General features: G+C 67.2%; 22 protein-coding genes, 1 tRNA gene and 1 pseudogene. 14 read left to right on the forward strand and 10 right to left on the reverse strand.

The genetic code is table 11. The features are described 5' to 3' along the window. Position 1 precedes the first annotated feature (1 nt). Both J3R08_RS02790 and J3R08_RS02795 read left to right on the forward strand, forming a co-directional pair. A complete protein-coding gene (locus J3R08_RS02790; protein WP_209959908.1) occupies positions 2-718 on the forward strand; it encodes a creatininase family protein in 717 nt (238 codons plus the stop codon). 897 nt (positions 719-1,615) lie between these two features. Further along, positions 1,616-2,804 (forward strand): annotated as a pseudogene (locus J3R08_RS02795) (prolyl oligopeptidase family serine peptidase). On the opposite strand, the gene J3R08_RS02800 reads toward J3R08_RS02795, so the two are convergent. Beyond that, complete coding sequence (locus J3R08_RS02800) at positions 2,777-4,162, reverse strand: helix-turn-helix transcriptional regulator (RefSeq protein WP_209959912.1); 1,386 nt, start codon at positions 4,160-4,162, stop codon at positions 2,777-2,779. The pseudogene J3R08_RS02795 and the gene J3R08_RS02800 sit on opposite strands and share 28 nt — an antisense overlap. A 535-nt stretch (positions 4,163-4,697) precedes the next feature. Between J3R08_RS02800 and fxlM the strand changes: the two genes are divergently transcribed. The 8 genes from fxlM to J3R08_RS02840 all read left to right on the forward strand — a co-directional run bounded on the left by fxlM (position 4,698) and on the right by J3R08_RS02840 (position 13,632). After that, complete coding sequence (gene fxlM, locus J3R08_RS02805; protein ID WP_209959914.1) at positions 4,698-5,939, forward strand: methyltransferase, FxLD system; 1,242 nt, start codon at positions 4,698-4,700, stop codon at positions 5,937-5,939. Positions 5,940-5,951: 12 nt separating this feature from the next. Beyond that, a complete protein-coding gene (gene fxlA, locus J3R08_RS02810) occupies positions 5,952-6,107 on the forward strand; it encodes an FxLD family lanthipeptide (protein ID WP_088643751.1) in 156 nt (51 codons plus the stop codon). Between the two features lie 68 nt (positions 6,108-6,175). Further along, the gene (locus J3R08_RS02815) at positions 6,176-8,911 is read left to right on the forward strand and encodes a lantibiotic dehydratase (RefSeq protein ID WP_209959915.1); all 2,736 of its coding nucleotides are present in this window, start codon (positions 6,176-6,178) and stop codon (positions 8,909-8,911) included. Further along, a complete protein-coding gene (locus J3R08_RS02820) occupies positions 8,908-9,978 on the forward strand; it encodes a lanthionine synthetase C family protein (protein WP_209959917.1) in 1,071 nt (356 codons plus the stop codon). The genes J3R08_RS02815 and J3R08_RS02820 overlap by 4 nt, the downstream gene beginning before the upstream one ends. A gap of 11 nt (positions 9,979-9,989) precedes the next feature. Continuing rightward, positions 9,990-10,772, forward strand: coding sequence for a thiopeptide-type bacteriocin biosynthesis protein (locus J3R08_RS02825; protein ID WP_209959919.1), 783 nt, complete (start codon positions 9,990-9,992; stop codon positions 10,770-10,772). A gap of 33 nt (positions 10,773-10,805) precedes the next feature. Beyond that, positions 10,806-11,240, forward strand: coding sequence for an NUDIX domain-containing protein (locus J3R08_RS02830; RefSeq protein WP_209959921.1), 435 nt, complete (start codon positions 10,806-10,808; stop codon positions 11,238-11,240). A 33-nt stretch (positions 11,241-11,273) separates the two neighbouring features. Then, on the forward strand, positions 11,274-11,837 hold the full coding sequence (locus J3R08_RS02835; RefSeq protein ID WP_209959922.1) for a nucleotidyltransferase family protein: 564 nt from the start codon (positions 11,274-11,276) through the stop codon (positions 11,835-11,837). A gap of 868 nt (positions 11,838-12,705) precedes the next feature. After that, positions 12,706-13,632, forward strand: a complete 927-nt coding sequence (locus J3R08_RS02840; RefSeq protein ID WP_209959923.1) for a gamma-glutamylcyclotransferase family protein — start codon at positions 12,706-12,708, stop codon at positions 13,630-13,632. A 426-nt stretch (positions 13,633-14,058) separates the two neighbouring features. Here J3R08_RS02840 and J3R08_RS02845 read toward each other — a convergent pair whose 3' ends face one another. Then, positions 14,059-15,204, reverse strand: a complete 1,146-nt coding sequence (locus J3R08_RS02845) for a hypothetical protein (protein WP_209959924.1) — start codon at positions 15,202-15,204, stop codon at positions 14,059-14,061. Positions 15,205-15,660: 456 nt separating this feature from the next. On the opposite strand from J3R08_RS02845, the gene J3R08_RS02850 reads away from it, so the two are divergent. After that, a tRNA-Arg gene (locus tag J3R08_RS02850) sits at positions 15,661-15,733 on the forward strand. Between the two features lie 658 nt (positions 15,734-16,391). Then, a complete protein-coding gene (locus J3R08_RS02855; protein WP_209959925.1) occupies positions 16,392-16,613 on the forward strand; it encodes a hypothetical protein in 222 nt (73 codons plus the stop codon). 152 nt (positions 16,614-16,765) lie between these two features. Here J3R08_RS02855 and J3R08_RS02860 read toward each other — a convergent pair whose 3' ends face one another. From J3R08_RS02860 to J3R08_RS02880, 5 genes are all read right to left on the reverse strand, one after another. Continuing rightward, complete coding sequence (locus J3R08_RS02860) at positions 16,766-17,410, reverse strand: class I SAM-dependent methyltransferase (RefSeq protein WP_209959926.1); 645 nt, start codon at positions 17,408-17,410, stop codon at positions 16,766-16,768. Between the two features lie 644 nt (positions 17,411-18,054). Further along, entirely contained in the window at positions 18,055-18,687 is a 633-nt protein-coding gene (locus tag J3R08_RS02865; protein WP_209959927.1) for a hypothetical protein, read from the reverse strand. A 429-nt stretch (positions 18,688-19,116) separates the two neighbouring features. Continuing rightward, positions 19,117-19,677, reverse strand: coding sequence for a hypothetical protein (locus J3R08_RS02870; protein WP_209959929.1), 561 nt, complete (start codon positions 19,675-19,677; stop codon positions 19,117-19,119). Positions 19,678-19,834: 157 nt separating this feature from the next. Beyond that, positions 19,835-20,389, reverse strand: coding sequence for a hypothetical protein (locus tag J3R08_RS02875; RefSeq protein ID WP_209959931.1), 555 nt, complete (start codon positions 20,387-20,389; stop codon positions 19,835-19,837). A gap of 706 nt (positions 20,390-21,095) precedes the next feature. Next, entirely contained in the window at positions 21,096-21,668 is a 573-nt protein-coding gene (locus J3R08_RS02880) for an Ltp family lipoprotein (protein WP_198033303.1), read from the reverse strand. 686 nt (positions 21,669-22,354) lie between these two features. Here J3R08_RS02880 and J3R08_RS02885 point away from each other — a divergent pair. Beyond that, positions 22,355-22,831 carry a hypothetical protein gene (locus J3R08_RS02885; protein WP_043326959.1) on the forward strand — a complete coding sequence of 159 codons (477 nt, stop codon included), beginning with the start codon at positions 22,355-22,357 and terminating at the stop codon, positions 22,829-22,831. Between the two features lie 108 nt (positions 22,832-22,939). Here the strand turns inward: J3R08_RS02885 and J3R08_RS02890 are convergent, their stop codons facing one another. The 3 genes from J3R08_RS02890 to J3R08_RS02900 form a co-directional block, all read right to left on the reverse strand. Then, positions 22,940-23,113: a hypothetical protein gene (locus tag J3R08_RS02890; RefSeq protein ID WP_013283846.1), complete on the reverse strand. Its 174-nt coding sequence runs from the start codon at positions 23,111-23,113 to the stop codon at positions 22,940-22,942. Between the two features lie 288 nt (positions 23,114-23,401). Further along, entirely contained in the window at positions 23,402-24,484 is a 1,083-nt protein-coding gene (locus tag J3R08_RS02895; protein WP_280841896.1) for a family 43 glycosylhydrolase, read from the reverse strand. 95 nt (positions 24,485-24,579) lie between these two features. After that, a complete protein-coding gene (locus J3R08_RS02900; RefSeq protein WP_209959935.1) occupies positions 24,580-25,317 on the reverse strand; it encodes a class I SAM-dependent methyltransferase in 738 nt (245 codons plus the stop codon). 215 nt (positions 25,318-25,532) lie between these two features. Between J3R08_RS02900 and J3R08_RS02905 the strand changes: the two genes are divergently transcribed. Continuing rightward, the gene (locus J3R08_RS02905) at positions 25,533-26,309 is read left to right on the forward strand and encodes an HAD-IIB family hydrolase (protein ID WP_104115129.1); all 777 of its coding nucleotides are present in this window, start codon (positions 25,533-25,535) and stop codon (positions 26,307-26,309) included. Positions 26,310-26,392: the final 83 nt, after the last annotated feature.

The following is a 26,392-nucleotide window of genomic DNA, read 5'->3' on the forward strand; positions in this document are numbered from 1 at the left end:
CGTGGATCTGATCACGACGGCGACGAGCACCGAGGAGTCCGAGCGAGCGGCGTCCGTCGCGGTCCTTCCGGTCGGGAGTTTCGAACAGCACGGCGCCCACCTGCCGCTGCTGACGGACACTATCGTGGCATGCGCGATCGCGAAGGCAGTCGCCGAGCGCTACGACCTCTTTCTGCTGCCGCCCGTGACGATCTCCTGCTCCCACGAACACGCGGCGTGGCGTGGAACGGTCAGTATCAGCGCCACCACGCTCGCCGCCGTGGTCGGTGACATCGCCGCCTCCCTGCGTCAATCAGGCATCAATCAGCTCGCTGTGATCAACGGGCACGGCGGCAACTACGCGCTTGCCAACGTCGTTCAGGAAGCCAACGTCGCCGGACCGAGGATGACTCTATTCCCCTCTCGGGCCGACTGGGACGACGCCCGAGTGGCCGCAGGCCTACACAGCACAGCCCACCAGGACATGCACGCGGGCGAGCTCGAGGTTTCGCTGCTCCTGCACGTCGCGCCCGAGGTGGTGCGTGACGGCTTCCAGCATGCCGACCATCTAGCGGACGATCGGCGTCACCTCCTCACGCAGGGCATGAGTGGCTACACCGCCAGCGGCGTCATCGGCCTGCCGTCCCACGCCACCGCAGCCCAGGGCAAAGCCGTACTCGAAGACCTCGTTCGCTCTTTCGCCGACCATCACGGCCTCCTGTTGAGACACAAGGCATGATCAGGAGTGATGCTGAACGGGAGCTGTTGTCCGTATCGACTTTGCCCGTTACCCCCCCCGGGGAGAGCGATCGGGCGGAGGTAGTTTGCGGGGTGCTCCGGGGCAGGGGAAGGGGCGCGGCGCTCGGACGTAGAGTCGGCCGTCTAAGCCCGCACACCGGTACGAAAGACCTGGCCGTCCCGGTGTCCCGCCGACCGATTGACTAGACCGCCGTCGTCCGCCCCGCGTGCAGTTGTTCGAGGAGGACCCGTGAGGCCGGCTGACAGGATCGCTGAAGTGTCGGTGGAAGACGCCGTACGCGCCTCGGTGAGCTATGACCAACTGCGTACGGGTGATGACGCCCTGTACTGGCTGGAGACCCGCCCCGACGCCGGCGGTTGCACAGCGGTGACACGATGGCGGTCCGGCGAGGGCAAGCGTGATGTCAGTCCGAAGGGCTTTGATGTCGCCAGCGGCGTTCACGCGTACGGGGGTGGATCTTTCGCTGCTGCCAAGGGGACGCTGTGGTGCGTCGGCCGAGATGGCCTCTACCGGAGTCGTCGTTCCGACGATCAACTCGAATTGATCGCTCATGGATCCTTCGGTGACCTGACGGTCGGCGACGGCGAGTTGCTGGCTGTGCGGGAGTCGGGGCAGGGTGACGAACTCGTCGCGGTGTCGCTCACCGGTGCTCCGACGGTGCGAACTCTCGTCTCGTCCCCGGGGTTTCTTGGTGCGCCTCGGCCGGGTCCGGGTTGGTTGGCCTGGACCAGGTGGAGCGAGCGCGACATGCCCTGGGACGCGTGTGAGATATGGGTGGCGTCCTACTCGCCGCGTCATCAGGTCGACGGCGCAGTGAGACTGGCCGGCGGTCCGGAGGAGTCTGCGGTGGAGCCGCGGTGGGGACCCGGCGGGGCGTTGTACTTCGTGTCGGACCGCAGCGGTTGGTGGAACCTCTACCGGTGGGACGGCCGCAGGGTGGAGGCGGTGGCTCCGATCGCGGGTGAGTGCGCTGCGGAGCCGTGGGAGTTGGGTTACGCGTCGTATGGCTTCCTCGACGGTGGTCGGATTGTCTTGGTGGTGCAGGAGGGGCCGCGACACCGCCTTGTCGTCATCGAGCCCGACGGCACTGTCCGCCCGGTCGACCTGCCGTACACGTCGATCAAGCCGTACCTCGCCCCCCGCGGGACGACGGTGGCGTTGATCGGATCATCGCCGACCGTAGCTCCACAGGTCGCGCTCGTAGACCTGGCTGAGGCTGACCCCCAGGTGAAGGTGCTTGCCAGGCCGGAGCACGCCGCACTCGACCGCGCGCGAGTATCGACCCCAACGGAGCTGCGCGTCCGAGTGGCCAGTGGGCGGGAGGTCCTTGCCCTGGTGTATCCGCCGACGGGCTCGGCGGCGGACTGGCGGGCGCCGGTGATCGTCCGGGCGCATCCCGGGCCGACCGCGTCCTGCCTGCTGCGCCTGGACTGGCAGGCACAGTTCTTCACCAGCCGCGGGTTCGCCGTTGTTGATGTTGACTACCTGGGTAGCACCGGGTACGGCCGCGCGTTCCGGGAATCGCTGTACGGCCGGTGGGGCCTGGACGATGTCGGCGACTGCGCGGCGGTGGCGGTTCACCTGCTGTCGACGGGACGGGCGGTGCCGGGGCAGGTGTTCATCCGTGGTGCCAGCGCCGGCGGCTACACCGCGTTGCACGCGGTGGCCCAGGACGGCCCGTTCGCCGCTGCCACGGCCGTGTCGGCGATCGTGGATCCTGACCGGTGGGCGCAGACGGTGCCCCGGTTCCAGCGGGCGCACGCGATGCGGCTGCGAGGTGGTGCCGGCCGGGTCCGTGCCGCTGCTGTGCAACGGCCGGTGCTGCTCATTCATGGCATCGCCGACGAGGTGGCCGTGGTCGAGGATGTCCGCGAACTCGCCGACGAGTTGACGTCTCTCGGCATGGCACCTGAGGTGTTGCTTCTTGCCGATGTCGGCCACTATGTGGCGTCGTCCCGTAGAGCGGGCGCGGCGCTGGAGGCGGAGCTGGGTCACTACCGCTCGGTGATGGCGGATGCGGCCAACGACTAACGGGGGCTACACGGCGGCCAGCGGTAGTCGGTGACGCACGTACTCGCCGAACTCGCGGACCTCCGGCTCGCACCGGTAGGGCTCGAGGTCGGCCTGTACCTCGACGATGCGCTGCAGGCAGCGGTGTGAGGTGGTTCGTGCGGCGTGGTCGACTGCCTCGCGTGCGGTGGCGCAGGCTTCGTCGATGCGGCCGGCGGCGGCCAGCGACGAGGCCAGGAGCGCTGTGTCGATGGCGAGTCGCCGGACGTGGGTGGGGCTCAGGGCGGTGAGGGCGTCGCCCAGGTGCCGTTGGGTGTGCTGCGGTCGGCCCAGGTCGTGGAAGCAGTGGGCGATCTCGTCGGCGAGGTACGCCGCGTCGAAGTACCCGATCCACGCCGGCTCGTCCTCGGGCTTGGCACGGGCCAGTTGCCTTTCCGCGATGTCGAGGTGGGTCAGGCAGTCGTCTTCGCGTCCAAGTCGGGCGTGGGTGCGCGCCACCACCGCGTGCAGCGCGGCTGCCACGGCGGGCGTCGCCTGGGTCTCGCTTCCTCTCACCGCCGTCAGCGCCATCCTGCGTGCCGGCTCGGGATGGCCGCAGTGCAGTGCGAGGTGGCCGATGTTCACGGCGAGCAGGTAGCTGCCGTACGGGCGGTCGTCGGCGGCTTCCGTCAGACGTAGGGCGCGGAGGTAGCGGCGCTGGGCGAGGCCGTGGGCGCCGGTGTCGACCGCCTGGTACCCGCAGAGCTCGAAGAATCCCGCCGCCAGCGTGTACAGGTGCCGGCCGACAGCCTCGGAGGTGGGAGTGTTCGCCAACAGCCGGTTCAGCTCGCCTTCGACGTACCGCTGCACCTGCGCGTGGACTCGTCCGGCGCCGTGGGTGTGGTCCAACTGCCGGAACATCGCCAGAGCGGTCTCCGCCGCATGAAGATCCTCTTCGTCAACCTGGTCAGGCGAGCCGGGTCGTCCGACCACGGGCGGCCGGGGGTCCGCCGCAGCGTTCAGCCAGTCAAGGGCGGCGCGATCGAGGACACCGGGCTGGAAGGGAACACGGACGACCATGCCCGCCACCCCGGGCTTCTCCTTCAATTGGGTGGGCAGCAGGGTGTCTGCGTTGCCAGAACCGCTCGGGGAAGTTGCCCGCATGTTCTCGCTGTTGCGACTTTCCTCGAGAAGAGGTAGCAGGCGGGTCAAGGCCCCTCCGGCCTCCAACGCCCTGTCGCAGGCCTCGACGAATTCCCGGGACGGGAAACGGTCCGCTGTCTCGATCCGACGCACCAGGTCAGCGCTGAAGCGGATCATCGCGCCGAGGCGCGCCTGGGAGAGGTTAGCCCGCTCCCGCAGCCGACGCAGCTCGGCACCGAAGAAGTGGCGCTCGGACAGGGACGGCTGGAGCATCCGCGGGGTCTGGCCCATAGCACCGCCTCCTCGTGACTGTTCGCACCACTATGGCGATGATCAGCGTGACTATCGCGCACATAGGGTCACTCGCTGTTCAGCGCGGCGCAACCACGAACACCGAGGTGCGTAGGTACGGGAGACGCTCACTGGTGGCGCACATGCGGACAGCCGCTTCGTCCGCATGCTCGGCATTCCCTCCACCGACTCGCCGGGCGATTGTGGAGACGTGCCGATGGCTGCTCGTCAGATCCGCCACCGACCTAGCACGGGAGGCTGCAGTGCAGCAGGAGTCCGCTCCGCGCCGCGATCTTGATACAACGGCTGCGCCCCGGCCTTCCCGCCGCACGAACGATCATGCCCATGGGCATTGGGCGCTTACCCGGGCACCCATGACCGCCAGCAGGACGCGACCTTCGACCGGCACCACATCGACTTGAGATACCCGTGTGACTTGGCGAGTCCAGCGGCTTGACGCTCTGTTGGGCCCGAAGAAAAGCGGTACGGCGGACCACCCGATCGGGAGGTCCTGATGGAGAGGGAGAGCACCCGAATGAGTGTCGACACGGCGAGCGGCGAGGACCTCCACGCCGCAATGGTCGATCAGCTCGTCGCTGATCACACGGAGAAAGGGCTGGTCATGCAGCCCGAGGTGGAGGCGGCACTACGGTCCGTGCCACGCCATCTGTTCACTCCGGATGCCGCGCTTACGGAGGCGTACCGGGCCGACCAGGCCGTGGTGACCAAGCGGATCGGCGACGAGGCGGTCAGTTCGGTGTCGGCGCCGTGGCTCATCGCGGAGATGCTCGGTCAGGCCGCCGACGCCGTCGACGGTGGGTTGGCCGGTCGGCACGTCCTGGAGATCGGTTCCGGCGGATACAACGCCGCGCTGCTGCGCGAGCTGGTCGGCCCCGAGGGCTCGGTCACGACCGTAGACATCGATCGCGAGGTCACTGACCGGGCCACCGCCTGCCTCACCGCGGCGGGTTACGACGACGTGGCCGTGGTGTGCGCGGACGCCGAGCAACCGGTCAACCCGGGCCGCACATACGACCTGATCATCGTCACGGTCGGCGCCTGGGACATCTCACCGGCCTGGACCGCGCAGCTCGCCGAGAACGGAACGCTCGTCGTGCCGCTACGGACGTTCGGGATGACCCGCTCATGGGCGATGCGTCGGACCAGCGATCGGCTGGTCAGCCACAGCCAGCGGTTGTGCGGGTTCGTGTCGATGCAGGGCGCCGGGGCGCATGAGGTGCGGTACGTCGACATCGCTGACGGGGTGCACCTGCGGCTGGACGAGGACCAGCAGGTCGATCGCCACGCCGTCGGTGAGCTGTTGGCGCAGCCGCAGACGCAGGCATGGGCCGGGGTGAGCCTGCCCCCTCGTACCGTCCTGGCCGACCTCGACCTGTGGCTGGCGACCCGCATCACCGATGCGGGACAGCAGTTCGTCGTTCTCACTGCCCAGCAGGAGGCCGTCGATGCAGGCGTCGTCGCCCCGGCCTGGCGCTTCGGCACACCGGCCGCCCTCAACAACGGCGCGTTCTGCTACCGATCGACGCTGCGCTGGAACGACGACAACATGTTCGACCTGAGCGCCGTTGCGCACGGGCCCGACGCCGCGTCGGCGGCCGGTCGGATGGTCGGACAGATGCGCGCATGGCTGGATTCGGGCAGCCCTTCACCGGTGCTGCACGTCCTGCCCACTGGTACTCCCGACGGCGACCTGCCGGCCGGGACGGTGTTGGACAAGCGGCACAGCCGCTTCGTCCTCACCTTCACCCCCGCATAGAAGGGAAAGCACGTGAACGACACCGACACCTCGGAGTTCGCCCTGGACGTCAGCCTGGTCGACGCCGGCCCCACCGCGGGCGGCTACGCCACCGCCACCGACGACGGGTGCGGCTCCGGCAACACCGGCTCCAACGCCTGCACCACCAAGTGCGACGGCGGCAACTGACCCATCCGTTCCTCTCACGATCGGGCCCGGCGTCGCGCACGCCGGGCCCGACGATTCGGTGGTGCATCATGGTTCCCGCAGCTGGCGCGGCGCTGATCAGAATCGCCGCCTACCCCAAGGGTCTCGTTCTGCCGCCCTGGCCCAACATGGCCCACGGTCATCCGGATCAGTGGCGCGAGTGGCTGGACACCACGTGGACGCTGCCCGGATTCGCGGCAGCCGTCACCGGCGCGGCACCGCAGCTGGCCGACCAGATCCAACGCACGCTGAGCGGGGAGCCGGTGCCTCAGCAGCGGCTGCGGCGCCTGGTGCAGTCAGCGGTCCGGTACCTGCTGCGCTGGACCACCCGTGCGACCCCGTTCGGCACGTTCGCCGGCGTCGCCCCGGTCCAGTTCGGCGCTCGCGCGGCAGTCCGCCTGGGCGACGCCCATCGCGCGGTCCCACGCCCCGACGGCCAGTTCATCGCCGAACACACCGCGCGGGCCGAACACGACCTGGCCACCCTGCGCACCGTCCCCGTCGTGACGAACTCATTGGGATACCGGCGCGGCGACAGGTGGGTGCTGCCCTGCGCCCACGCCAGCGACGATCGGCGGTGGGACGTCGAGATCCGCCTGACCAGCCCAATCCGGGCGGCGATCCAGGCGGCGCGGTCCCCGGTCAGGTTCGCCGACCTCGCCGAGACGATCGCTGTACCTGCCGGCATCGCCGACGCCGAGCGGCTGCTGGCCGACCTGGTTCACACCGGGGTGCTGCTGTCGGCTCTCCGCCCGCCCATGACCGCCACCGACCTGGCCGCTCAGGTCGCCCGCCACTGCGTCATTCCGACGCCGGGCAGCCGGACCGCCGTCGATCTACGTGCCGACATCGCCGTGACCCTGCCCCCGCCGGTCCTGTACGAGGCGGAGCGGGCCGCGTCGACCCTCGTGGCGGTAGCGCCACCACCTACCCCCGGATGGGCCGAGTACCACAACGCGTTCATCGAGCGATGGGGCCCAGGCGCGGCTGTTCCCATCCGTGATGTGCTGAAGGTACTGGGCTTTCCGGCCGGCTACCGGGGATCCACTCGCCACGCCCCAGCGCTGTTCACCGCCCGCGACCGGCTGCTCGGACAGCTCGCGCAGCAGGCCGCACTCGACGGCTGCACCGAAGTGGTGCTCAACGACGCGCTGATCGACCGGCTCCGCGGGAATGACGACCGGCCGCCAATTCCGCACACCGAACTGCGGGCTGCCCTCGCCGCCGACACTCCGCGCGATCTGGACCGCGGCACGTTCACCCTGACGGTACTCAGCGGGTCCCGCCACGCCGGGGTCGCCGCGGCCCGGTTCCTGCACCTGCTTACCCCCTCCGAACTCGCCGGATTCCAGCAGGTGTACCGAAATCTGCCGACTGCCCTTCCCGGCGCGGCCCCGCTGCAGCTGTCCGGACCACCCCTTGACGCCCGCCTCACCGCAGTAGCCCGCACGCCCGAGCTGCTGCCCGTCCTCTCTGTCGGCGACTTCCACCCGGCACCGCCGTACACGATCGAAGACCTGGCGGTGGTCGGCGACGGACGCTGGTTGTGGCTGGTATCGCTGACCACCGGTCAGCCCGTCGAGCCGCTGCTGTTCAACAGCGTCCTGCTGCCTACGCTGCAGCAGCCGCTGATGCGGTTCCTGGCCGAGATCTGGACCGCCTGGACGGCACCGTGCAGCCGGTTCGACTGGGGACACGCCAGCGGCCTGCCGTTCCTACCCCGCCTGCGACGGGGACGCACCATCGTGCACCCCGCCCGCTGGATCGTCGACCACACCGCGCTTCCCGCTCAGGGGACAGCATGGGCGCAGTGGCGTGACGCCTGGCGAGGACACCGCCTCCAACGGCACATCCCGCAGCAGGTCCTGGTCGGCGATGACGACATACGCCTACGCCTTGACCTGGACAACCCCGCCCACCTGGGGGTCCTACGCGACCACCTCGAACGGCATCCCCGCACCGTGATCACCGAGGCTCCAGGGCCAGCGGGCTGGATCGACGACCGCCCCGCCGAACTCCTGCTCACCCTCACCCACCCCGCGCCGGCCGCTCAACCAGCCCGACCAGCCCGACCAGCCACCACTGTTCAGCACTGGCCAGGGCGGTCACGGTGGATCGAGGCACACCTACACGGTCGGCTCGATGACATCTTGACCGACCTCGCCGGCCACCTACCAGCCGGCTGGTGGTTCCTGAGGTATCCCCATCCCGAGCCGCACCTGCGGCTACGCATCCCGCTTCCGGACACTGACCGGTTCGCCGACACCGCCCGCCATCTCGCCGGCTGGGTGCAGCACCTACACGATGACGCCCTCCTGCACGACTACAGCCTGCACCCGTACCGCCCCGAAACCCGCCACGGCGCCGCGGCGACCCTAGCCGCCGCCGAGCGGGTGTTCGCCGCCGACTCCCACGCCGCCCTGCACCGGCTCACCGGCGACCGACAGGCCGCCACCGCCGCCGGGATGATCGCCATCGCCGACGGCTTCACCGGCGACGGCCCGCGCTGGCTCGCCACCCACGTCCCTCACCGAACCGGCCCCCGCCTCGACCCCGCCCAGCTCGAACAAGCCCGACGTCCAGTGCGTGACGAGCAACTCGCGGCAGCGCTGGCCGCCTACCGCGCCATGGCCGCCGATGACGGGCTCGACCCCGACGACGTGTTGGCTGACCTGCTGCACCTGCACCACGCCCGCATGATCGGCGTCGACCCCGCCTCCGAACGGCACTGCCTGCGGCTGGCCCGCACCATCGCCCGCACCACCCTCGCCAGGATCAAGCCGTGACCACGGGACAGTCCCTCGCCGACGGCGCGGCCGGCATCGCCCTGCTGCACCTGGAAACCGGCAACCGGCCGGCAGCGTACGAGGCACTGCGCCACGCCACCGCCGGTGGCGTGAGCATCAGCGACGGAGCCAGCCTCTTCTACGGCGCTCCCGCACTCGCCTTCGTCCTCGCCATCACCGACCATCCGGGGCTCGCCCAGGCACGAGCGGTCACCGCCGACGGCACCGCCACCGTGGCCCGACGACGACTCGACACTGCCCACCGCCGCATCGACCGCCACGAGCAGCCGCACTACGCCGAGTACGACCTCATCCGCGGGCTGACCGGACTCGGTGTCGTCCTGCGCAGGCTCGGCGATCACGACCTGCTCCGCCAGGTCCTGGACTACCTCGTCCGGCTCACCGAACCGTGCGACGAACTGCCCGGCTGGTGGTGCTGGAACGGGCCCGAACGCCGCCAGCCACCGCCCTTGGGTGGTCACGCGAACTTCGGTATGGCGCACGGCATCACCGGTCCCTTGGCTCTGCTCGCCCTCACCCTCCGCGACGGCATCACCGTCGCCGGACACACCACGGCGATCAACCGCATCAGCCGATGGCTGGACGCCTGGCAGCAGCACACCGACGGCACAATCTGGTGGCCGCAAACCATCACCCTCACCGACCTACACCGCGGAACAACGGCCCAGCGAACCCCGCTGCGGCCGTCCTGGTGCTACGGCACCCCCGGCATCGCCCGCGCCCAACAACTCGCCGCACAAGCCCTGCACGACACCACTCGGCAGCACCTCGCCGAGACCGCCTTCACCACCTGCGTCACCGACCCCGAACAACTTCGACGGCTCACCGACCGAAGCCTGTGCCACGGCACCGCCGGACTGGTGGCCACCGCCCGCCGGATCGCTTCCGATGCCCTCACCTTGATACCCCTGGCTGCCGTAGAAGATCTCCACCGGCAGACCGCCCCCACCCCCAACGAGCCCGAAGGGCTGCTCGATGGCAGGGCAGGCGCCGACCTCGTCACCGCCGTCGCCACCACCTGGGACGCCTGTCTCCTCCTCACCTGAAAGAGCCATCCGTGGACCACACCCCCTGGCACCAGGTCAACATCACCTACCCCGGCCAGACCGCCCAGGAGCGCGAGAAACAGGCCGTCGCCCACCTGCGCCGAGTGCTTCCCGCCGCCGAGACCGCCGGCCTGATCACCTCCTGGTGGTTCATCCGCAAAGGCGCTTGGCGCATCCGTTACCTCCCAACAGGAAGCCCAGAGAGCGGGGATCAGGCCCGCGGGCTACTCACCGAAGGGGTTACCTGGGCCGGTGACATCTACGAACCCGAAATCCACGCCTTCGGCGGTCACGACGCCATGACCACCGCCCACACGCTGTTCCACCACGACAGCCGCCACCTCCTCGCCTACCTCCACCAGCACCCCACCACCCGGCGCGAACACTCCCTGATCTTGTGCAGCGCCTTGATGCGCGCAGCAGGGCTGGACCTCAACGAGCAAGGCGACGTCTGGGCCCAAGTCGTCGAGCACCGCGCCGGACACCTCAACCAGACACCCAGAATCGATGCCCCAAGGTGGGAGAGGTTCACCGGAGACGTTCGAAGCCTGCTGCTCGGCGCACCTCGCACCCGCGGCGACTGGCACACCGCATTCGCACACGCCGGCGCAGCTCTACACCGTCAACGGGAAAGGGGCACCCTCACCCGTGGTCTGCGGGCAGTAATCGCCTTGCACGTGATCTTCCACTGGAACAGGCTCGGACTACCCGCCGCCACCCAGGCCACCCTCGCCCGAGCGGCCCAGGAAGCCATCTTCGGCCTGCCCGATACACACCTGCCAGACCCCGGGTAGACGCACCAGAGGAAAGGAGTGGAGGAAGGCGCCGTGCCCGAGAAGGTGATCACCAACAAGGTTCTCTGCTACGTCGTACGGGACGGGCACCTGCTCGTCTTCCGCCACACCGACTTCAGCTACGAGGAGGTAGGCATCCAGGTGCCCGGCGGCAGCGTCCGCCCCGGTGAGGACCCGGCGGACGCGGCGCTGCGCGAGGCCCGCGAAGAGACCGGACTGACCGGCTTCACCGTCGTGCGCAAGCTGGGGGAGATCGAGTACGACCTCAGCCCGCTCCGCTTTGAGATCCAACGTCGGCACGTCTTCGAGTTGGCGCTGCACGGGCCGACGCCCGAGCGATGGGCGAGCCAGGAAGACCACGACGGCGAGCAGGAGCCCACCCGGTTCGAGTGCTTCTGGATACCGCTACGGACCGCGCACGTCCTGCAGTCTGGCCAGGGCGCGCTTGTGGGCCGGTTGTTCGACTGACCAGGAATCCAACAGCGACAATCGGGGGAAACGATGCGAGAAGACGAACTGCGGGACCTGGTCCTGCGCAGCCCATGGATGATCCGGGCGCTGGGCGTCGTCCGGGACTCCGGCCTACCGGACGCCTGGATCGGCGCCGGCGCCATCCGCGACCTCGTCTGGGGCGAGCGATACGGCGACGGCTTCGACCCGTCATCGGTGCGGGACGTCGACGTCGTCTTCCACGACCTGACGGACCTGAGCCGCGACAACGACGACCGGGCCACCCGGCGACTGGTGGCGGCCTGGCCGAATCCGCCGTGGGAGGCAAAGAACCAGGCCGCGGTGCATACCTGGTACCCGGCCAAGTTCGGCGGAGGTCCGGTGGCGCCGCTGCGGACCGTCGCCGATGCCGTTGCCACCTGGCCCGAGTACGCCACCGCCGTGGCCGTCCGCCTCGACGCGCATGACCAGATCACGGTATGCGCGCCGCACGGCCTCGACGATCTGCTCGACGGGGTGTGGCGGCGCAACCCGGCCAGGGTCAGCGCGGAGATCTCCCGGCGGCGACTCTCCCGCCACCGCCCCACCGAACGCTGGCCGGTGTCCGCGTCGTGATGTGACCCGGCGTTCGAAGCCCGCTGCCCGAGTCGACCTGCTGATCGCAGGGCGCCATCGTCGCGGCATCAGAGCGCGATACCTCCAGAGGTTCGCCCCGTTTGCACTTGCGGCATGCTGGTCCGGTGTTTGCCAACGACGTAGTCGCAGCCCTTGCAAAGTGGTCGCCGTGGCTACCCTTCCACGATGCGGCTGCCTCGGCGCCGCGTCTCCCAGGCGTGTACCTCGCTCGGCAAGGGGCAGCAGGCGGTCTCGTCTACGTGGGCATGGCCGGCGAGCGTCGTGGCCAAGGACTTCGAGGACGGCTCACGGTGTACCGCCGTGGGAAGGCAGCAGTCAGTGGGCTGGGAGAAGCCGTCCTGGATCGGGCCCTTGCCGATGCCACCTTCGTACAGGAGCACCTTGAGCAACTCATTGGCGGCCAGCCCAAGCGCGCGGCGGCTTGGGCGCAAGACGCCTTGCACTGGGCCGACCTGCATATCAGATGGGCTGTGACGGAAGACCGGCAAGCTGCAGTGACACTCGAGCGAGCAGTCCTGGACGCGTCGGCCGCGTCACCGCTTTGGAACCGGGCACGATAGCGATTCCTCATCGTGGCATCCCAAGCCTATCCCGAGCGGACAGCGGTAGACGTGGATTGCCGCAGCGTACGCAATCTGCGGCATGTTTGGGCGCTCTACGGATGTCACTTCTGAGCATCACGCAGATGCTCTTCACAACCGTCCCCCACGCTGCAGCCCGCACACGGTGCGACCACCCTGCGTTGATGCCCTTCCTCCGCTGGCGGTCTTGCACTACTCACCAAGCGCGGCACCACAGTAGCCGCACGGCATAGCCAGTCAGAAGTGGCCGTGGCAAACTTCGACTCGTGTCCGACACCCCCAAAGCGATCTTCGTCTACGGCAGTCTTCGCCGTGGCGAACTGGCCTACCGGCAGATAGCGCCATTGGTGTCGCGGATTGATCGTGCGAACATCCCGGGTTATGGCCTCTACGTGCGCGACGGGCTTCCGTTCATCACCGAGGTTCGCGGTGGCTGGGTCCGAGGCGACCTGCTCACCGCGTCAACGCTCGAGGGAGCCGACGACCTCCGGCACAAGGTTCAGAAGTACGAAGACGGCTCGCTGTACATCGAACGGAGGCTGAGGGCAAGGACCGAAACGGGGGATGAGGTCGACGCCTGGGCGTACGTCGGTCGTGGTCCAAGCAAGGGGAACCCGCAGCCACACGAGCAGCAATGGTCATCTGTCGACGATCCCTTGTTCCGCGGTGGACTGGACGGCATCTTCGCTATCGCCAAACGTCACCTCGAGAGCGTCAGGCCCATGCCTGCGGACATGGAAGGATTTTGGGATGCCTTTCTCCCGATCCAGGGCACGTACCTCACGCTGTGCACGGTGCTCGAAAGGTACACCGCCTTCGTCTTCGGCCCGACTACTGACCCGGGCAGAAGGTTAAGTAGCCTCCGAGGCGATCGCGCCGCCGTTGACGCTATCGAGGCGGCGAACCCGCCTTCGATCGAGGTCAGCGACAGCCGGCGACCGCAGCAGCGACAGCGCGCTCCCGGCCCAAACTCGTTCGACGCCTGGTACCGGGTCCGAAGTAACCTCTCGCACCGCGGTAAGGCCGCGTACACCGACTTCAGGCTCGTTGAAAGAAGCATCGTTGGCCTCCACGACACCCTGCGCCAGTTACTTGCCGACCAACTACCTCTCACTGACGCGGCGCGGCAGAGATTCGCGGGCGACGACCGAATGCTAGGGCCAATCTATGCGCAATTCCGAGGGCCGCAGTGATGGACCCGGCAGTCGATCAGTAGGTATAGCCTGCTCGTCGGCCTCCCTGATAGGGACTGCTTTCGGAGGCCGTGTCACCGAGTGCACCGACGACGCGCGCAGGCTTAACGCGGTCGACAGCCGTGCGCATCTGAAAATGGCAGCGGCATGACCGCGGGCAGATGTCCCGCTGAATAAGGCGACGGGACACGGTCGACGCACCCGATTCGGCATGAGCGCGCGTAGTGCATCAGGAGGTGACTTGGGGCACAAGCATAGCCCGCATGCTGGCTGCACCGCCATCAGCAAGACGGGAGCCACTCGCCAGCGAGGGCTTCGGTCGTACGATCGAATGCACGGTTCTGGCCACGACAGCGCGGCGTCGACCGCGTGCGGTCGGTGGCAGATCAGTTAGCCACTCAACAGCGTGCCCAGGCTTCTTACGAGTCAGTTCCGCAAGATGGTCGGTCCAGTCACAGCGCTGGCCTCCGAGGTCAGCTCGTCCCACCACCGAAGAAGCGCGCCCCGCGTGATGTATTCGAAGGTAGAAAGCAGCATGGGGGTTTCCGACGCCTTCCAGACGCCACCGAGACCACCGGAGTTCAACCCCCATGGGGTTTCCTGAACGGCACCAGAATTATCCCGGCTCGGCTCACTTAGCATTGGCATGGGAAATGGCTTCCCCTCGTGGAGAGCCTTTGACCGGTGCCCGTATATAACGGAGGAATGCCGGCGCATCTTACTCCAGTCTAGTTGTCCGTATTCCATCCGCTCATCGGGCGGCTCGGGTGCGCAGTCTGTCAAGAAGTCGATGAATTTTCGCGTGGCTTTAGTCTGTTCTGCCAGAACGCCGGCAATCCGCGTTCTCACCCTTTCACTCGCGTCTTGGAGTTCGTCCCACAGTTCCGGCCAATGCTCACTCAGCAAATCGAGAGGCTCGGCCGTTAAACGCTGTCGGCATGTGGCCGCTGTTTCGACAGCTGTAACGAACTGTAGCCAAGCCTGGTTCGGGTCCTCATTAGCCCACCAGAGTGCTGCAGCATAGGACCGAGCCGCGCGTACAAGTTCCGCCTGCGCAATCTCGTTGATATCCGCGAACGTGGACAGTCGACGCAGTGCAGTGACGTCAGCTTTCCGTGCTACCGCTGCGGGTATCTGTTCGCGGCCCGGTCGACCTGGGCGGCTTAGGCGAGGGACCTCAAACAATATCGGCACCCTCTCTGGATCGCTCTGTTCATGGATTCCAGACATGCGTGTGGTGCCCGCTAGGCGAAGGCGCACGCCCAACTCAAGAGATGCAAGGGCAGCAATTTCATCCGTCATGCTGCCGCCGTGATAGGCGCTTGAGTCGGATTTCGCAAGCTTCCCGTCCACGACGACCTCGGGTATGAGGTTGGCGTGGACGCCGGCATGGACGGCGATGGCTGGGCCAACCGTGTCGGAGTCTCGGATGACTGTTGATAGAGTGTAAGGACCGAATCTAGCGGGTCCTCCGACGAACGAGACGTCCGACTGGAGTTCGTCATCAAAATTCTCTAGTTCTGCTTGTCCGTCAACGAAAGCTCGCCAGTTCCGCCACGCGTCCGTTCCCATGGATCAAGCATCCCACAAGGGCGCGCATTCGAAGATGGACGATTGATCAATGTTCTATATCTATGGTGGAGGCGGCGTCACGTGACGTCAGCGGGTGCACTCAACTCGGCATGTGCGGACGCCTGGGGGGATCATCATGGTCAGATTCGCGGCGGGTCCGAGCGACCTCGGGCTGAGCGCCCCCTGGTCTCCGGTGGCGGCGCCGACTGTTGGCATGCGGACGGAACGTCGTTGATCTTCGATGATGTGCGCGGTGTGTGCTCTCCAGCGGATGCCAACCCGGGTGAACCGGTGCCAACACGGGTCACCGCGGCCGACCGCCGGTCGCAAACCGGCGTTCGTGTGCTCGGGCTGTGGTCCTGGGCTGGGAGAACGGCGGTCCGGGGAACGTGGGCGAACGTGGGCCACTCCCTGCCACCCCAGGTGAACCCCCAGGTCGCTAGACTGGGCCCTCGCGCCCTCGTAGCTCAGGGGATAGAGCATCGGTTTCCTAAACCGTGTGTCGCAGGTTCGAATCCTGCCGGGGGCACCTCGATACACAGCCGAAACGCTCCCTGAGCTGGCAATACCTACGTCGCTCGATTAGAACAAGTGTGCAGCCGTGTGTCACCAGAAGTCGCCGCTTGTCGTAGGTTGCGGAACAGACGCGGAATGACCTTGAAGGCATCTTCGCAGGTCAGCCGGTACCACCGGGACAAGATCCGGAACGGCAGCCATCATACGGGCCACGCCACACCAGTCAGAGCCTCAGAGATCCGGTCGTTGACGGTGGCCTCCGCGCCGTCGATGCACTTGGCGTAGACCTTCAGCAGTACGTCAACGGAGTGCCCGGCCCGGTCGGCTACCTCGGTTGCCGGTACACCAGCGTTGAGCCACAGCGACACGGCAGCGTGCCGCAGGTCGTACGGGCGACCAGCGAGCGGAGAGTCAACCTGACGCGGTGTCAACGCCAATCGACGCGCCTCATCCCAGACGCGGGAGTACGTCGAGGCCGCAACCACGTTGCCCCGCTCGCTCTGGAACAGCCGGCCGGGTCAACCATCGGGTGGCAGCACGCCGACCCTCCGGGCGGCACTCTCCCCCGGGGCGACGTCCTGACGTACTTCCGGACCAACCAGTACCGGCTTCCGATCCACCCAGCCACGCTGTGCATCCGGCGTGACCTCGCGCTTGCCCTCGGCGGATGGATGGCACTGCCCGGCGGGGAAGACACCGGCCTGCTGATCGCCGCATCGGTTGTCACCGACGGGTACTTCGTTGCGGAACCTGGACTGTTGTACCGCAAGCATCCGGACCAGATCACCGCTCAAAGCGACTGGAGCGCGAACGAAGAGTGGCAGCTCCGCATGCAGCTCATCGAGTCGCGAGCTACCGCTTTGCAGTCGTCCTTTCCCGCTGCACGTGCCTGATTCGGAAGTCCGCGGCTTCGGCCAGGTCAAGCCAGGTCGGCCGGCTGCCGGCAATGTCGGGCTCCACTTGATGCGTGACGGATCGATATCGGATGACGGGTGACACGTCCGGCTAGACGATTTCGTGCAAGCCCAACACTGCCCAGAAGCTGCTAGGGCTGGCGGCGCGCGAAGAGGACGGCCCCTGGGAAAGGCTGGTCCAGATTGAGCATCAACTGGGCCTCGACCGTGAATCCGGCATCGCGCAGCCAAGCCGTTACTTGGTCAGGTTGGCGTCGGTGAACGTAGACCCTCATAGGGTGGCCACCGTAGCCCTGTGTTTTCAGCCGCGATCCGTCGCCCACGTGAAAGCCGAGTAACAGCGGTCCGCCGGGACGCAACACCCGCCGGAAGTGGCCGAAGACCGTGGGTACCGCGTCGTCGGGGACGTGGATCAGCGACCAGAAGGCAACCAGGCCGGCAACCGAGGCGTCGCCGAGACTCAGATCCGTCATCGAGCCCACCTCGAATCGCAGGCCAGGGTTATCCCGCCGAGCAACGTCGATCATCTTGGGTGAAAGGTCGATGCCGAAGGCGTCGACGCCAAGCTTGCTCAGGTGGGCGGTGACGTGTCCTGGTCCGCAACCCACGTCCGCCACCGGCCCGTCGACGGCGGCCTGGACCATGTCGGCGAACAACGCCAGACTCACTTGTAGGTAGGGCTCGCTAGCGAGAGCGTCGCGCACCTGGTCGGCGTAGCCGACGGCGACCGTGTCATAGGAGATGCGGGTGTCAGCCAACCAGTCTTGATCGCTCATCCCAGCGAGGGTAGTGACTCGACGGAGCGCCATGCATCAAGTGAAGCCACGATGTAACGCACCAACCCGAGTACGACAGCCCGGCTGCCGGCTGCCGGCAATGTGGTTCAAAGTTTCTGTACGTCTTCAAGGCGGCCCTGAAAGGGCCGCACGCGCCGCCGCCTGGGCGCGCGTCCGTCGCTCCGCTGGCGCTCCGACTCCGGCCACGCAACACGCCCGGCGGGCTGGCGCGGAGGGCGGGTAGCCCGGTGGGCCGCCGGATGACGACAGGCCGTTGTCCGGTGGGGTGGTCGGGCCGCGCGGCGAGCACCGCGCGGCGTAGGGAAGCGCACGCCGTGTCGGTCGGCGGCTGCCGGGTCGGTGGCGGGGTGGCGGTTACTGCGCCTCCGGCGGGGGCGCTCCGGCTCCAGGATGGCCGGGGGTCCGTCGGCGGCTTGCGGTCCGTGGGTGGTGGCGGTGGGGAGCCATCCCGCCCACCGTCGACCCGGGCGAGCCGAGCAGACCACCGCCCGACCCGCCAGCGTCCGTACGGGCGTCAAGGCCGTCTTGACGTGGCGGGCCGGGCGGCGGCCCGCTCCCCGGAGGGCGGGTCGACGGCAGACGGGATGGAAGGAAACGTGGTGGGCGAGCACTTACAGTAGATGCTACGGCTCGATGTCCCCAGGCGAATTATTTAGCCTTTGAGTGTAACTCCTAAGTTCGAGAGAGTAGCTCTTGCGCGCTCGATATGCGCCATGAATAGAAAGGTACGAGAGGGCGATTGCTGCCACGCCGGCAGCGATTCCCAGCGCATCCAGAATGGAACGATTGCCAATAGTGGTAGCAGCCACCGCTACCGCTAAGGCCTCCGGCGCAACGATCAGCGACAAGCCAGACAGATAGACGGGGCGCATGTATCCGCCGTTGCGCATCCACAGGAGTGAGTCAGAATTGTCCCACTGGCTTGGGATGCTAAGATGCGGAAAGCTTTTGCGCAGCCATTGGTCAGACTCTAGTCCCAGGTAGCGCCCAAGTGCGCCGATTACGACGCTGTGCTGACTGAATACTTGACTTGCCCCGAGGCCGAGGAGGGGAATCGCATACAAGACTGGACGGAATTGACTGTTAGATGACAATCCGAACAGTGTTGCCGCGCCGGCCAGATAGAGGAATAGGGCAGTGTCTCTCTGTTTAATTCGGTCAATAATCTCTGTTCTGGCCGAATTGTGAAACTGTGCAGCGAGTTCAAGTAGAGCACTCTGGGGAGTGTCACTGCTATCACCAGGGCGAGATGTCATGAACACATTATGCACGAGCCGCACAATCAACCGCTCCTGAGTGAGGAGACCACGGTTACTGACCGGCGTCCGGCCGTCATCCCCGCGCCACAGCCTGCGTACTGCAGCAGCCCTACCATGGCCGGGTCCTTGGTGGTAGCCGGCGGGGGGAGTGACCAGCTCGCGAGCCAGGTTTGCAGGTCACAAGAGTTGATGTCCACCGTTCCGCTTCAAGGTTCGACGCCGAAATGGGTGACCAACTGGGTGACGATGGGCACGAGCAACGCCGGACGCCCACGGATTCCGGTGGACCATTCGAACAGCTCAGCACGGATACTGGCGCAGCTCACCGACGGCTAGTCGTTCCTTCACATCGAAGAGGTCGTGGCCCCGCAGTACCCGGGACTAGCCGCGGCAGCTGGGGGCCGCAGTAAACCGGACGGCGGCAGCTCATCGTCGAGTCGGCTGTTCGACGCGCGTCAGGACGCCCTGGCGGTCGCGATTCCAACGCCGGCCCGAGGTGTCCGTAAACTCAATATCTACGAAATGCGGAGCATCAGGCAGGTCGTCGTACGCGGAATTTGACACTGCGATTTCGCGGTACGGGTAGAGCTCGCGCCCGCTCAGCCGCCAGTCTCCGGGCGGTATTAGTTCGTGAATCACATTAATTTGCCCGGCCCCATCTCGCATGGGGACATATGTTGAGCGGAACTGGTAGACGGGCTGCTGACTCAGGTTCCGGATAGCGAAACCCCACTGGAGGGGGGATTGGGGGTCGCTAGAGTCGCTAAGCACGGGAACCTGCCATGCGCTGACTAGGTTCGCCTGCGCCCTATCGGCCTCGATCTGACGCTCCTCGTCCCGACGCCGCTCGATCGTCACGACTTCCCAAGCCGCCACCGCTGCCGCGCGCCCTGCGCGCCATGCGGCGATCGCTACGATGCCCGTCGCGAGGGTCCCGACGGCTCCGACCCAGGTGGCGATGTCCCCAAGGCTGACACTTGATTCCACGAGGGACTACGGTAACCCGTACGCGCAACGATCGCTCAGCAGCTCAAGTGCCCTACGTGCTCGATCGCCAGGTAGCACAGCCACCTACCGCGTAGATCAACCCGATTCCCAAGCTGACAGTGGACACCTTCCGGCTGTCCACGCTCGCGGCCCCTCGCTATGTTCCTAGCTGCCCGCAGTGGGGCTGGCCGCGCGTGCCATCCCGAGTGACCATGAGCGATGCTTCGTGAGCTGCCCCAGGCGGGAGTCCTTGGGCCCAGTACTCACTGGGGGGCTTGCCGTCTGCGCTCTCACCCCGGATTCCAGTAAGAAAGGATGAGGTTTCTTGGTCAACTAGGAAGACGACAACACGGAAGCGCTGGTTTACGTCGCTTTCGCTGCCAAATGTGTCCGTCGCGCGCCATCGGCCGTTGTCGTCGTAGGTGGCTAGCGCGAAGTTGTATCTTCCGCCTGGAGAGATGTGGGCCATCCACAGCGTCTTGCCCTTGATGCGGGGAGCGGAGCCCTGCAGCGTGGCACACCTCGACAGCGTTCCTGACTCGGGAACGTCGATTTGGATCTTCTGTCGATCCTCGCTCGCAGTGCCGGGGATCTTCCAGTCGAAGACGTCTCTGGCAAGCGCACCGACAGCAACGATCAGTGCCACGAGTTCAATCCAGGCGACAGTGCGCGCCGAAAGCAGCCTGCGCCTGCGCGTACGTGGTGTGGTCACGCCGTGACTGTAGATCTGGCCTGCAAGCCTTCGACAGCCTCGCTACTGGACGACGCCGGCTGGACAGACCGACGTAGCCGCCCTGTGCGAGTGTACATCACAACAACTTTTCGGTAGCGGTTGGCTAGTGCGACCCGGGCTCCCCACAACGGAGGGCGTTCACTTGGGCGAGTGGTCCGACAGATCATATGATCCGGAACAGGCACGGAACGATCAAATTTCCTCTTCGCGCCAACCGACCTATTGTGCCTGGTGGAGCTACCGACCCGTATGTTGCCGCTAGACCGTTCCTAAACCGTGTGTCGCAGGTTCGAATCCTGCCGGGGGCACCAGGTCAGGTGTTTGATCAACGATCACTGTGCCGCCTTCCGGAGCTTGCGTGCCCGATCGCCTCGCCGAGATCTGCTGCAGCAACGCGGTTGTGTGAGCGGGACTGACAGCAGCGGCCACCCTCGCTCGTCGCTGACCCGTTCGAAGAACTGCAACAGGTCGTCCTTGCTGACCCCGAATTCCGCACAGACGCCAACGGCCGCCACTAGATGAACCTGGCCTTGAACTGGCCGGAGGCGCGAGGCAGGCGCCGGATGCGGGGCGCTCCTACGACCGACTGACATGGTCTGCGGTCGACCGTAGGTGACACGGCGAGCCATGCCAGAGCCTGCCACCCGCCATGGACAAAGCCGCAACAGGCACCCGCATGCCCTTCTCACATCACCTGATCGACACCGTAGACGGCCTGTGCGTGCGTGTACCCCTCGAATTCCAACTGCTTGATCAGGCCCGAACGAGAGAACGGCTGGGTGTCGAGGTAGTCCTTCGCCATCTTGGCAGCCTGTTTCTTGTAGTCAACCTTCAGAGAATCCACGGCCTGGGTTGCGATCTTCCTCGGGTAGCCCTCGAACTCCAACTGCTTGATCAGGCCGGAGCGGGAGAACGCTTGATATTGCAGGTAGTCGGAGGCGGCCCTGATGGCGTTCTCCTGCTCTACGGACACCTTCGGCTCGGTCGGCGCCTTGGTGGTGGCCTTCGGCTTCGGCTTCGGTGTTGTTGTCGTAGGAGCTGCGGTGGTGGGTGTTGGGGTAGTGGGTGCTGCGGTGGTGATCTCCACCGACGGTGCTGCTGTAGGGCTTTCTGCCGGGACGGACGCGGCAGCGGTCGCCTCCGCGGCGGCGCTCCTTGCGGGGGGTGAGTCGCCACCGCCGACTGCCGCAGCGATGGTCACTCCGCCGCAGCAGAGCACCAAGACACCGCCGACGGCCGCTGCGATGATGAGCCGCACGGGGCGCTTCTTCGGAGGCTGCTGCAAATGCGTAGCTGGGTAACCGGGGGGCGGCGGAGCGCTGTAGCTCACTGATGGGACCCTTCGGGAGACTGTGCGTAACCGCGTATACGGCGAGTCTGCTCAGCCGGGCCATCTATAACCATCCCCGCTTCAGCCGATGATCTCCTCAGCCGTTGCTGGTGGAATGTCGTCCGACCGCTGACGCGTTCTGCTGCATGAGTTGGCCGGCGCGGGACGTGCGGTTGCGATTGCCGTACGTCACTTCGTTCCCGACGGGACGGCAGCGTCCACCCGTGTAGAGGACGCGCGAAGGGGCTCCGTCTCGGAATCGTTGCCGGTCAGTGCGGAAGCGGGTGAAAACCCTGCCGGCGGTGCCTGCATTCACTCATTTCCCGACCGTTCGTCGCGGTTCTGATCATGGCCGGGGCGGCGGGGCACGCTCTGTTCGGCCGTCCCGGCTCACGTGCTCACCCGGGGTTCCAGCGGCGAGTAGGCGACTCTCCCGGGCCACAAACGAGCAAGGTGACAGTGCCCGTCGCGAGGTGCCAGGTGAGGTGGGCGGCCAGATAGCCGATGCGCACACGGTCAAGTCCGAGCCCGGCGACAAGAGTTGCGCATGCTGACCATCCGGCGAGGTGATCGGGGCCGGTACGACGACGCCTGGAGCGGTAGGTTGCACGTCGATGTTTCTCGTCTTCTTCGCACTTGTGCTGCTCGCTCTGGCCTGGCCGGTGTTCGCGGCCGCTGCCCTCGTGTTCGTGGTGGTCGCACTGTTGGCGCTCCGTCGCGACCCGCACCTCCGGGGCAGGGCATGGGCGCTGAGGCGGGCGGGATGGTTCCTGGCCGCCGGTGCGGCGTTCACCGGGGCCGCCGCTTACGGTCGCGGGTTGGCGGCGACGACCTTCGGGATCCTGGATCCCGATGACGCTTGCATGCTGCGGCGGCCGGAAGGCTACAGCCACCGCATCGGCGCGTCGGCTGACGGGTCGTCGAGCATGTGGCCGCTGCGCGACACCACGTGCGGCCCCGACCTGGTGCCCGGTTACGTCAATCCCCTGGTGGCCGGGTCGGCAGGGCTGTTCGTGGTGCTCCTGGCGGTCCTGATCCTGGCGGAGGTCAGGTCCCGGCGGCTGCCGGACGGCGACGCAGCCCGCCGGTGACAGTGGCCGCGACGCGGCGCGCCGGCGACATTGGACGACGAACCGGCGACGAGGCGGTGACGCGGACGGCCCCGCGTCCGGCCGGAGCCGGAGCGCGGGGCCGGCGGGTCAGCGGACCAGCGCTGCCACCAGCGTCCCGATGCAGGCGACGACGGCGGCGATGATCGGACTGAGCGTCTTGATGTACGCCAGGATGAGCCGGTGCCGGTCGGTCGGCTCGGCAACGGTTTCGTCCTCGTCCTCTGGTGTCTCGAAGTCTGACCCGTGAGGGATTACAGTCAACGTGACTCCTTCCGTTGCAGCGGTGGAGTCGAATGCGGCGTCCGGTGGCAGCCGGGCGCCGCCCTCTGTGCGAGGCGACGCTGTGCCGTTCGACGGTTCGAGCATCCTCCCGCCGGACAGCTAGCACAAGAGTGGGCAATTCACTGTCGGGTACCTGACAAGCAGATGCATCGCATCGAGAAAATTTCGGTGCCACCTCTTGCCAAATGCAATTTTCCGTGAACGAGTTCTACCGAACGTGACCACTCCGAAGCTTACGGTGAGCAGTCGTGTTGGCAAGCGCGCCGACTACGAGACGAGGAAGCCGGTGGAGGGGCGGGTCAGGACGCCGGTCATCGGGAAGCGGGTGGAGCCGTTCCACCAGTGCCACACGACGCGCTCGGTGCCGTCGGCGGCGTCGAAGACGTCCATCCCGCCGGGGCCCTGGTGGTTGCCGGGTAGGCCGCGGATCGGGTTGAGTCCGGCGCTGCCGGTGTAGCCGAAGAAGGGCCGGGACACGCCTTCGCGGATGGGGGTGCAGCGGGAGCCGGGCAGGGGAGTCGCGCCGCAGCGGGCGATGCCGGTGGAGTAGCGCGCGCTGTCCCAGTTGTTGCCCGAGTACATCAGGTACCAGTCGCCGTCGGCGGCCTTCCACATCGCCGGGTTCTCGACCACGTGCGTACCGCCGCTGATCTTGGCGGTGTCCCAGGTGATGTCGGTGCTCTTGAGCATGTCCCGGCGGGTGTCCCAGATCGCGCGGCCCTCACTGTCGGTGCGGACCGTGGAGATGCCGGTCTCGGCGCCGGAGGCGATGGCGTCGTCCCGGTAGGTCACGTACAGGTTCCCGCCGGCCACGAAGGGGTTCGCGTCGAGTGCCCACCGCCCGGCGTCCGGGCAGGCCCACTCGCCCTGGTTCTGGAAGGGGCCGCGGGCGCTGTCGGAGATGGCCCGTCCGATGCACTTCTGGCCGGAGCCCTTGCGGGAGGCGGTGTAGAACATGAAGAACCGGTTGCCGAAGCGGGCGACGCCGGGTGCCCAGACCGCGCCGCCGGGCTCGGCCCAGGCGCCCGGGCCGGAGGGCAGCGCGTCGTGCGAGGCGCAGTCGGCCATGCCGACGCTGCTGCCGGAGCCGTGGACGAGGACGGGTACGTACAGCCTGCCGGTCGCGCCGCAGCGCGCGCCGGTCCCGGCGCCGACTGTGGTGCCGTAGGTGACGTAGGAGCCGTCCTTCGCCAGCAGCGTGTCCGGATCGGCCAGCGGGAAGGTGGACGAACTCGCCAGCGTGGACAGGTCGCTGCCGGGCGCGGCCGCGGCGGGCGTTGCCGCCGTGGCGGTCACCAGGGCGGTCGCCACGAGCGCGACGAGCGCCTCGCGCAGTCGTAAAATTCTCACCGCTCAGCCTCCATCGATGAAGATAATTGTCGACGCGAGGCTATCGACGGCGAGCGATCGAAGTCAATGAATCAGGGCGGCGCGAGGTGCGTCGGTCAGGCCGGGAGCCGGTAGACCGATACGTGGGAGCGGGAGTCGGCGGTGAACTCCGCGCCGGACCAGTCCGCGTACCGGTGCTCCAGCGTGAAGCCGGCCAGCTCGCCCATCAGGTCCAGCTCGGACGGCCAGACGTAGCGGTGCGGGCTGCGGAAGACACGCGCCTCGCGACCGTCGCCGAACTCGAAGTGGTGCGAGACGAGGTGTTGCCGCAGCACGTCGTAGGTGTCCACGCCGACGTATCCGGGCTCGCTCGCGAAGACCGCCGCCCGCTGCCCGGGCGGCAGTACGCGCAGTTGCGGCACCTCCAGCTCGATCACGAACCGGCCGCCGGGCTTGAGGTGGCGGGCGGCGTTGCGGAAGCACGCCACCTGTTCGGCCTGTGCGAGCAGGTTGGAGATGGTGTTGTAGACGAGGTAGACCAGGCTGTACTCCCCGGGCGAGGTGGCGGTGGCCATGTCGCCGATCACCACCGGAATCGTCGCCGCGTCGGCCTTCGTCCGCAGTCGCTCCACCATCGGTGCGGAGAGTTCGATGCCGCTGACCCGCACGCCGCGTCCGGCCAGGGGGACTGCCACCCGGCCCGTGCCGATGGCGAACTCCAGCACCGGCCCGTCGCCGGCGAGCGCGGCGAGCCGGTCCACGGCCGGGTCGAGCACCTCCGGCGCGAACATCCCCGTGCCCGGTGTGTCGTACCGCTCGGCGGTCTCGCCGTTCCAGATCTCGTCCTGGCGCATCCGCTCACCATGGCGATCGGTGCCGGACGCTGTCGACCGCATTTCACCGTCGAGCCCGGTTCCGGAAGGCCCGAACCCGCTGCGGAGCCGCTGTTACGCTCCGTCATGAGGGCCGCGTGGTCTGGTGAGCCCTCCGGTCCGGGCCCTCCAGGTCGGCGCCAGGGTGCGTCGGTACCCTGCTAGTTCTGGCCTGTCCGCGACGACATGAGGTATTCGTGAACGATCTTCGAGTGGTGGCGTTCGACCTGGACGACACCCTGGCGATTTCCAAGTCCCAGATCGATCGTCGGATGGCGGAGCTGCTCGGCCACCTGCTCACCGAGGTGGACGTACTCATCATCTCCGGTGGTCGGTTCGAGCAATTCCAGTCGCAGGTGCTGGCCCACCTCGACCTCACCGAGCAGCAGCGCGAGCGGCTGCACCTGATGCCCACCTGCGGTACCCGGTACTACCGCTGGTCCGACGGGGACTGGCGGCAGGTCTACGCCGAGGATCTGAGCGAGGCCGACAAGGCGCGTGTCGTTGCCGCGCTCACCGAGTCGGCGCAGGCGCTGGGTCTGTGGGAGGCGAAGACCTGGGGCGACATCATCGAGGACCGGGGCAGCCAGATCACGTTCTCCGCGCTGGGTCAGTCCGCCCCGCCGGCGGAGAAGTACGGCTGGGACCCGGACGGCGACAAGAAGCGGCGGCTGCGGGACGCGGTCGCGGCGAAGCTGCCCGACCTGGAGGTCCGTGGCGGCGGCTCGACCTCGATCGACGTCACCCGCAAGGGTGTGGACAAGGCGTACGGCATGCGGAAGCTGCTGGAGCACCTGGACCTGACCATCGACAACGTGCTGTTCGTGGGGGACCGGCTGGACGTGGGCGGCAACGACTACCCGGTCAAGGCCATGGACATCCGCTGCCACGCGGTCACCCGGTGGGAGGACACCGCCGACTACGTGGAGCGGCTCGTCGACGACCTGGTGAAGCAGCGCGCCGGGCGCGCCTGACCGACGTGCGACGCAGAGCCCACCGGTTCCGGAACCGGTGGGCTCTGGCGGTATCGACGGTGATGAGGTAGGAACAGCCGAGA

Source organism: Micromonospora sp. HB375, assembly GCF_017872985.1.
In the GTDB taxonomy this organism is placed as follows: domain Bacteria; phylum Actinomycetota; class Actinomycetes; order Mycobacteriales; family Micromonosporaceae; genus Micromonospora; species Micromonospora chalcea.